A 7,849-nucleotide genomic window follows, 5' to 3' on the forward strand; every position below is an offset into this window, starting at 1 on the left:
ACAACGATATGGAACTTGCATTAACGGGCAATGAAAACGGCTGGTGGATCGTCAGCCATGAAAGCAAACTTTGGTTACCGAACGGTGAATTGCCGTCGGGGACGGCCGCCGCCCTCGGGCTGCAGGGCCACATGGCGCGCGTCATCGGTGAGTGGGAGGGCGCGCCGGTCTGGCTGGTGCGCCAGGCGATGCCGCGGGAGATGGGATCGGTGCGTCAGCTGTTGGATCAGGATCGCGGTCTGTTCCAGCTTGCCGGGCGCGGCGTGCAGCTGGCGGATTTCTACCGCTCCCATCGCTATTGCGGCTACTGCGGCCATGAGATGCATCTCAGCCGCACCGAAAGCGCCTGCCTCTGCGGCCACTGCAAAGAACGGTACTACCCGCAGATTGCGCCCTGCGTGATCGTCGCCATTCGGCGCGACGATCAGATCCTGCTGGCGCAGCACGTGCGCCATCGCGGCGGTATCCACACGGTGCTGGCCGGTTTCGTCGAAGTGGGCGAAACGCTGGAGCAGGCGGTGGCGCGCGAAGTGATGGAAGAGAGCAATATCGAAATCAAGAACCTGCGCTACGTCACTTCACAACCCTGGCCGTTCCCACACTCGCTGATGATGGCCTTTATGGCCGATTACCATCAGGGCGACCTTCGTCACGATCCCAAGGAGCTGCTCAACGCCGGCTGGTATCGCTACGACCAACTGCCGCTGTTGCCGCCGCCCGGCACCGTGGCGCGCCGGTTGATTGAGGACACCGTGGCGCTGTGCCGGGAAGAATAATGTACAATGGCCGGCAGATTATTAAGGGAGCCCCATAAATGACTGAGTTGAAGAACGATCGCTACCTGCGCGCGCTGTTGCGCCAGCCGGTGGATGTGACCCCCGTATGGATGATGCGCCAGGCCGGTCGTTATTTGCCGGAGTACAAGGCGACCCGCGCCCAGGCCGGTGATTTCATGTCGCTGTGCAAGAACGCGGAGCTGGCCTGTGAGGTTACGCTGCAGCCGCTGCGCCGCTATGCGCTGGACGCCGCCATTCTGTTCTCCGACATTCTCACCATTCCCGACGCCATGGGGCTTGGTCTGTACTTTGAAGCCGGCGAAGGCCCGCGTTTCAGCTCACCCATCACCTGCCGTGCCGACGTCGACAAACTGCCGGCGTTCGATCCGGAAGTGGAGCTGGGCTATGTGATGAACGCGGTGCGCACCATCCGCCGCGAGCTGAAGGGCGAAGTGCCGCTGATCGGCTTCTCCGGCAGCCCGTGGACGCTGGCTACCTATATGGTTGAAGGCGGAAGCAGCAAGGCCTTCACCAAGCTGAAAAAAATGATGTATGCCGAGCCGGCCACGCTGCACCTGTTGCTGGACAAGCTGGCGGACAGCGTGATCCTGTACCTCAACGCCCAAATCAAGGCCGGCGCGCAGTCGGTGATGGTGTTCGACACCTGGGGCGGGGTGCTGACCGGGCGCGATTACCGCGAGTTCTCGTTGCACTACATGCACAAGATCGTCGATGGCCTGCTGCGTGAAAATGACGGCCGCCGCGTGCCGGTGACGCTGTTTACCAAAGGCGGCGGGCAGTGGCTGGAGGCGATGGCCGCCACCGGCTGCGATGCGCTGGGGCTGGACTGGACCACCGATATCGCCGACGCGCGTCGTCGCGTGGGCGACACAGTGGCGCTGCAGGGCAATATGGATCCGTCGATGCTCTATGCTTCTCCGGCGCGCATCGCGGAAGAGGTGGAGACCATTCTGGCCGGTTTTGGCCACGGCAACGGTCATGTGTTCAACCTGGGCCACGGCATCCATCAGGATGTGCAGCCTGAGCACGCTGGCGCCTTCGTCGAGGCGGTGCACGCGCAGTCGGCGAAATACCACCGTTAAGGATTCGATGTGACCGATATGCAGGCCCTGCGCGCCGAACAGCTGCGGCGCGCTGCTGAAATCATTCGCTACGACGATCTGCCGGCCGAACCGCCGGCCTTCATCGCCGGCGCTGACGTGGGCTTCGAGCAGGAGGGGGCGGTGACGCGTGCCGCCATCGCCATACTGCGCTATCCGTCGCTGGAGCTGGTGGAATATCAGGTGGCGCGCATCGCCACCGTCATGCCTTATATCCCGGGCTTCCTGTCGTTTCGCGAATATCCGGCGCTGTTGGCCGCCTGGGCACAACTACGGCAAAAGCCGGGGCTGATCTTCGTCGATGGGCATGGTATTTCACATCCGCGGCGCCTCGGCGTCGCCAGCCATTTCGGCCTGCTGGTCGATGTACCGACCATCGGCGTGGCCAAGAAGCGCCTGTGCGGCAAATTCGCGCCGCTGGAGGCCGCCGTCGGCGCGCTGGCGCCGTTGGAAGATAAGGGGGAACAGCTGGGCTGGGTATGGCGCAGCAAGGCGCGCTGCAACCCGCTATTCATCTCTACCGGTCACCGCGTGGGCGCCGACAGCGCGCTGGTGTGGGTGCAGCGCTGTATGGCGGGCTACCGTTTGCCGGAGCCGACCCGCTGGGCCGACGCCATCGCTTCGCGCCGTCCGGCGTTTCAGCGTTGGTTGCAGCAGCATCCGGAGGTGTCGCCATGAGCGATTTCGGGTACACTGCGCCGCAGATAACGCGTAAGAGAGTAAAGCATGCTACGTAACCCGATTCATTTACGTCTGGAACGGCACGAGGCTTGGCAACATTTGACCTTTATGGCCAGTTTGTGCGAGCGTATGTACCCGAATTACCAGATGTTCTGCAAACAGACCGAGTTCGGCGATCCGGCGATTTATCGCCGCATTCTGGATTTGGTGTGGGAAACGCTGGTGGTGAAGGACGCCAAGGTCAACTTCGACAGCCAGCTCGAGAAGTTGGAAGAGGCGATTCCGTCGGCGGAAGATTACGATCTTTACGGCGTTTACCCGGCAATTGATGCCTGTATCGCATTAGGGGAACTGATCCATTCGCGGCTCGGCGGGGAGACGCTGGAGCACGCCATCGCCATCAGCGAAACATCGATTCGCACCGTGGCGATGTTGGAAATGACTCAAGCCGGCAGGGAAATGACCGACGAAGAGTTGGGAAGTTTGCCTGCGGTAGAGGAAGAATGGGACATTCAATGGGAAATTTTCCGCCTGTTGGACGCCTGTGAAGAGCGCGATATAGACCTGATCAAGGGGCTGCGATCCGACCTGCGAGAGGCCGGTGTCAGCAACATCGGGATAAATTTAGCGCAATAAGGCAACAAAACGTGATTTAACGCCTGATTTGTCATGCCTTAAGGCTTCACATCCGCACCCTGTCTGGTCTACATTTGGGGGGCGTAAAAAAAGTGGCTATCGGTGCGTGTATGCAGGAGAGTGCTGTCAATCGGCATATCCGTCGCACTCGATGCTTTGCAAACGATAAACACACTGTAAGGATAACTTATGAACAAGACTCAACTGATTGATGTAATCGCGGACAAGGCTGACCTTTCCAAAGCACAAGCTAAACTGGCTCTGGAATCCACCCTGGCTGCTATTACTGAGTCTCTGAAAGAAGGTGATGCAGTACAATTGGTTGGCTTCGGTACTTTCAAAGTAAACCATCGTAGCGAGCGCACTGGCCGCAACCCACAGACTGGCAAAGAAATCAAAATCGCAGCAGCCAACGTGCCTGCGTTCGTTTCTGGCAAAGCACTGAAAGACGCTGTTAAATAAGACCGCGCCTCGGTGAAAAGATTAAACAGAGGGGCGATGGCGCCCCTTTTGTTTACTCGTCGGGTGCTCATGGCCGCCGGCATCGCCCTCGGTCTGAGCGCCTGCAGTTTCCATTCCGATATTCCCAGCTTTACCGCCAGCGGCTTTGTGGCCGATCAAGGCGTGATACGCCTGTGGCGTAAAGACGATGAGCAACATCGCCCGCAGGTGCTGGTCAGCGTCTACAGTCCCTACCGCGGACCGGGTACCATCACCACGCTGTACACCTATCAGGGCGACGTGCTGCGCCAAATCAAACGCAACGACGCCGACGGCGATCGAGATTCCATTCAACTGCGCTTTGCCGACGACGGCACGGTGAGCTTTATGCAGCGCCAGCTGGCGACACGCCGCGAACCGCTGACCCGCGATGAAATCGCCCTGTATCAATATCAGGCGCGACGTATCCTCGAAGTCAGCAATGCGCTGCGCGCCGGCAAGGTCAAATTGCTGCAGGGGCGTTGGTTGCAGGGCGAAGTGCAAACCTGCGACGGGCAGCGCTTAAAACCCGGGTTGGATGCCTCCGCCATCGCCTGGATCGAAAAACGCGCCCGCAGCAGCAGCCGGCCGGTGAGCGTCGCCTGGTTGGAAGCGCCGGAAGGCAGCGAGCTGCTGCTGGTGGCGAACGACGACTTCTGCAGCTGGGAACCGAAAGAAGACCAGCTATAAAAAAGGCCCCGCGCTGCGGAGCCTCTTGTCATGACCTTATCAGGTCAAATCACTTGCCGCGCGCAATCGCGCGATAACCGATATCTTTGCGGCAGAAGCTGCCCGGCCACTGGATGCCTTCCGCCAGCTGATAGGCGCGTTGTTGCGCCTGCGCCACGGTGTCGCCCAGCGCCGTCACGCACAGAACGCGACCGCCGCTGGTGACGACGTCATTGCCCTGCAGACGCGTGCCGGCATGGAAGACCTTACCGTCGGCGCTTTCCTGTTGCGGCAGCCCCTGGATCACCTCGCCGTTGCGATAATCACCCGGATAACCGCCGGCCGCCAGCACCACGCCGAGCGCGGGGCGCTCGTCCCAGTCGGAGGTTTTCTCGTTCAGGCGGCCTTCGGCGCCCGCCAGGCACAGTTCCACCAGATCGGAACGCAGGCGCAGCATGATCGGCTGGGTTTCCGGATCGCCGAAACGACAGTTGAATTCGATCACCTTCGGCTGGCCGTCGGCGGCGATCATCAGGCCGGCGTAAAGGAAGCCGACGTAGGTGTTGCCTTCCGCCGCCATGCCGCGCACCGTCGGCCAGATCACCTGGTCCATGGCGCGCCGGTGGATTTCGTCGGTCACTACCGGTGCGGGAGAATAGGCGCCCATGCCGCCGGTGTTCGGGCCGGTGTCGCCGTCGCCGACGCGCTTGTGGTCCTGGCTGGTGGCCATCGGCACCACGTTCTCGCCGTCGACCATCACGATGAAGCTGGCCTCTTCACCGTCAAGGAACTCTTCCACCACGATGCGATGACCGGCATCGCCGAAGGCGTTGCCGGCCAACATGTCGCGCACCGCTTCTTCCGCTTCCTGCAGCGTCATCGCGACGATCACGCCTTTACCGGCCGCCAGGCCATCGGCCTTGATGACGATCGGCGCGCCTTTGCGGCGCACGTAGGCCAGCGCCGGCTCCACGTCGGTGAAGTTTTCATATTCGGCGGTCGGGATGCGGTGGCGCGCCAGGAAATCCTTAGTGAAAGCTTTGGAGCCTTCGAGCTGCGCGGCGGCCTGCGTCGGGCCGAAGATTTTCAGACCGGCGGCCTGGAAGGCGTCGACCACGCCAATCACCAGCGGGGCTTCCGGCCCGACGATGGTCAGACCGATGTCATGGCTCTGGGCGAAAGCGACCAGGGCGGGGATATCGGTGGCGGCGATCGCCACGTTTTCCAGATTGGCTTCCAGCGCGGTGCCGGCATTGCCCGGCGCAACGTAGACTTTATCCGCCAGCGGAGACTGGGCGGCTTTCCAGGCCAGCGCGTGCTCGCGCCCGCCGTTGCCGATAATCAAAATGTTCATCAGGGGCTCCACGAATGGCGTGCGCCGAAGCGCACGCGGCAAAAGGAATTAATGGCGGAAATGACGCATGTCGGTGAAGATCATCGCGATGCCGTGTTCGTTGGCGGCGGCGATCACTTCGTCGTCGCGGATCGAGCCGCCAGGCTGGATCACGCAGGTGATGCCGACTGCAGCTGCGGCATCGATGCCGTCACGGAACGGGAAGAAGGCGTCGGAGGCCATGGCGGATCCTTTCACTTCCAGCCCTTCGTCGCTCGCTTTGATGCCGGCGATCTTGGCGGAATAAACGCGGCTCATCTGGCCGGCGCCTATGCCGATGGTCATGTTGTCACGTGCATAAACGATGGCGTTGGATTTCACGAACTTGGCCACTTTCCAGCAGAACAGCGCGTCACGCAGTTCCTGTTCGGTCGGTTGGCGCTCGGATACCACGCGCAGATCGGCGGCGGTCACCATGCCGAGATCGCGATCCTGTACCAGCAGCCCGCCGTTGACGCGCTTGAAGTCCAGCCCCGCCACGCGTTGCTGCCACTGGCCGCAGGCCAGCACGCGCACGTTCTGTTTGGCGGCCAGCAGGGAGCGTGCTTCCTGGGTGACGTTTGGCGCGATGATCACTTCCACGAACTGGCGGCTGATGATCGCCTGCGCGGTGGCGGCGTCCAGCTCGCGGTTAAAGGCGATGATGCCGCCGAAGGCGGAGGTCGGGTCGGTTTGGTAAGCGCGCTCATAGGCGGCGAGGATGTCGTCGCCGATCGCCACGCCGCAAGGGTTGGCGTGCTTGACGATCACGCAGGCCGGTTCGGCGAACTCTTTCACGCATTCCAGCGCGGCGTCGGTATCGGCGATGTTGTTATAGGAGAGTGCTTTGCCCTGCAACTGCTCGGCGGTCGCGACGGACGCTTCCTTTACCCCTTCTTCTATATAGAAGGCGGCTTGCTGGTGGCTGTTCTCACCGTAACGCATATCCTGCTTCTTGATGTAGTTGAGGTTCAGGGTACGAGGGAAGCGGCCGGACGGCTGTTCGGTCTCGCCGTGGTACGCCGGCACCAGCGCGCCGAAGTAGTTGGCGATCATGCTGTCGTAGGCGGCGGTGTGTTCGAAGGCCTTGATGGCGAGATCGAAGCGGGTGGCATAGCGCAGCGAGCCGTCGTTGTTGTCCATCTCGGTAATGATGGCGGCGTAGTCGCTGCTCTTCACCACGATGGCGACGTCTTTATGGTTCTTGGCGGCGGAGCGCACCATGGTCGGGCCGCCGATATCGATATTTTCGACCGCGTCTTCCAGCGAGCAATCCGGGCGCGCCACGGTTTGGGCGAACGGGTACAGATTGACGACCACCATGTCGATAGGCTGGATGTCATGCTGATTCATGACCGCGTCGTCCTGGCCGCGGCGGCCGAGGATACCGCCGTGAACTTTCGGGTGCAGGGTCTTAACTCGTCCGTCCATCATCTCCGGGAAGCCGGTGTAGTCGGAAACTTCGGTAACGGGCAGACCGGCGTCTGCCAGCAGGCGGGCGGTGCCGCCGGTGGAGAGCAGTTCAACGCCGCGCTGGGAAAGCGCTTCGGCGAATTCAACGATACCGGCTTTGTCAGACACGCTGAGCAGAGCCCGGCGGATTGGACGAGGTTGTTGCATGGTTTTATCCCTTGGCTTTGAGTCGCAATTAAAGAGCGTTACGTGAATGTCCACCTCGTTCTCTCTATAAAGCGCGGTTTTCTGCCTTATAAAGGGAGGGACAGGCACAAATTCAGGTAACGCCCCCGTAAAAAGGGGGATCGTTTCGTCGCGGGGAATTGTAGCGAAAACGTTTGCGTGGCGCTCGTAAATTTTCTGTACAAATCGCATCTGTGGATAACACTGTGTGCAAGTGGGTATAAAGCGGGGTTTTGCTGTGGAATGCAGCTAACGATCGTTTTTGCTGAAAATACCTGTTGCGGCCTGCGAGGAACTCCCTATAATGCGCCTCCATCGACACGGAACATGTGAACAACTTCACAGAGTCTCCGGGGGTCGCAGAGAAAAAATCCTGAAAATTAGGGTTGACTCTGAAAGAGGAAAGCGTAATATACGCCACCTCGAGTTAGCAAGCGAAAGCGCCTAACTCACTGCTCTTTAACAATTTATCAGAC

8 protein-coding genes are annotated in these 7,849 nt (G+C 60.6%); 6 read left to right on the top strand and 2 right to left on the bottom strand.

Annotation, left to right across the window (positions count from 1 at the left end):
- The first annotated feature begins 8 nt into the window (after nt 1-8).
- From nudC to ACSBQS_RS24140, 6 genes are all read left to right on the top strand, one after another.
- Nucleotides 9-776, top strand: coding sequence for an NAD(+) diphosphatase (gene nudC / locus ACSBQS_RS24115; RefSeq protein ID WP_033652716.1), 768 nt, complete (start codon nt 9-11; stop codon nt 774-776).
- Nucleotides 777-814: 38 nt separating this feature from the next.
- Nucleotides 815-1,879 (top strand): uroporphyrinogen decarboxylase, encoded by a 1,065-nt coding sequence (hemE, locus tag ACSBQS_RS24120; RefSeq protein ID WP_434991372.1) that lies wholly within the window; start codon nt 815-817, stop codon nt 1,877-1,879.
- 9 nt (nt 1,880-1,888) lie between these two features.
- Nucleotides 1,889-2,575, top strand: a complete 687-nt coding sequence (nfi, locus tag ACSBQS_RS24125) for a deoxyribonuclease V (RefSeq protein WP_047024910.1) — start codon at nt 1,889-1,891, stop codon at nt 2,573-2,575.
- 48 nt (nt 2,576-2,623) lie between these two features.
- The gene (locus ACSBQS_RS24130; protein ID WP_033644369.1) at nt 2,624-3,214 is read left to right on the top strand and encodes a YjaG family protein; all 591 of its coding nucleotides are present in this window, start codon (nt 2,624-2,626) and stop codon (nt 3,212-3,214) included.
- 189 nt (nt 3,215-3,403) lie between these two features.
- Complete coding sequence (hupA, locus tag ACSBQS_RS24135; protein ID WP_004929874.1) at nt 3,404-3,676, top strand: nucleoid-associated protein HU-alpha; 273 nt, start codon at nt 3,404-3,406, stop codon at nt 3,674-3,676.
- Nucleotides 3,677-3,712: 36 nt separating this feature from the next.
- The gene (locus ACSBQS_RS24140; RefSeq protein ID WP_080273415.1) at nt 3,713-4,384 is read left to right on the top strand and encodes a DUF1481 domain-containing protein; all 672 of its coding nucleotides are present in this window, start codon (nt 3,713-3,715) and stop codon (nt 4,382-4,384) included.
- Nucleotides 4,385-4,433: 49 nt separating this feature from the next.
- On the opposite strand, the gene purD is transcribed toward ACSBQS_RS24140, so the two are convergent.
- Both purD and purH read right to left on the bottom strand, forming a co-directional pair.
- Entirely contained in the window at nt 4,434-5,717 is a 1,284-nt protein-coding gene (gene purD, locus ACSBQS_RS24145; RefSeq protein ID WP_434991373.1) for a phosphoribosylamine--glycine ligase, read from the bottom strand.
- 48 nt (nt 5,718-5,765) lie between these two features.
- Nucleotides 5,766-7,355 (bottom strand): bifunctional phosphoribosylaminoimidazolecarboxamide formyltransferase/IMP cyclohydrolase, encoded by a 1,590-nt coding sequence (purH, locus tag ACSBQS_RS24150; RefSeq protein WP_434991374.1) that lies wholly within the window; start codon nt 7,353-7,355, stop codon nt 5,766-5,768.
- Nucleotides 7,356-7,849: the final 494 nt, after the last annotated feature.

The organism is Serratia sp. H402Y (assembly GCF_051172415.1).
GTDB classification, from domain to species: Bacteria; Pseudomonadota; Gammaproteobacteria; order Enterobacterales; family Enterobacteriaceae; genus Serratia; species Serratia ureilytica.

Excerpts from the sequence above, each read along its gene's own strand:
- nudC (WP_033652716.1), top strand. The coding sequence starts at position 9 with ATGGAACTTGCATTAACGGGCAATGAAAACGGCTGGTGGATCGTCAGC.
- hemE (WP_434991372.1), top strand. The coding sequence starts at position 815 with ATGACTGAGTTGAAGAACGATCGCTACCTGCGCGCGCTGTTGCGCCAG.
- ACSBQS_RS24130 (WP_033644369.1), top strand. The coding sequence starts at position 2,624 with ATGCTACGTAACCCGATTCATTTACGTCTGGAACGGCACGAGGCTTGG.
- hupA (WP_004929874.1), top strand. The coding sequence starts at position 3,404 with ATGAACAAGACTCAACTGATTGATGTAATCGCGGACAAGGCTGACCTT.
- ACSBQS_RS24140 (WP_080273415.1), top strand. The coding sequence starts at position 3,713 with ATGGCGCCCCTTTTGTTTACTCGTCGGGTGCTCATGGCCGCCGGCATC.
- purD (WP_434991373.1), bottom strand. The coding sequence starts at position 5,717 with ATGAACATTTTGATTATCGGCAACGGCGGGCGCGAGCACGCGCTGGCC.
- purH (WP_434991374.1), bottom strand. The coding sequence starts at position 7,355 with ATGCAACAACCTCGTCCAATCCGCCGGGCTCTGCTCAGCGTGTCTGAC.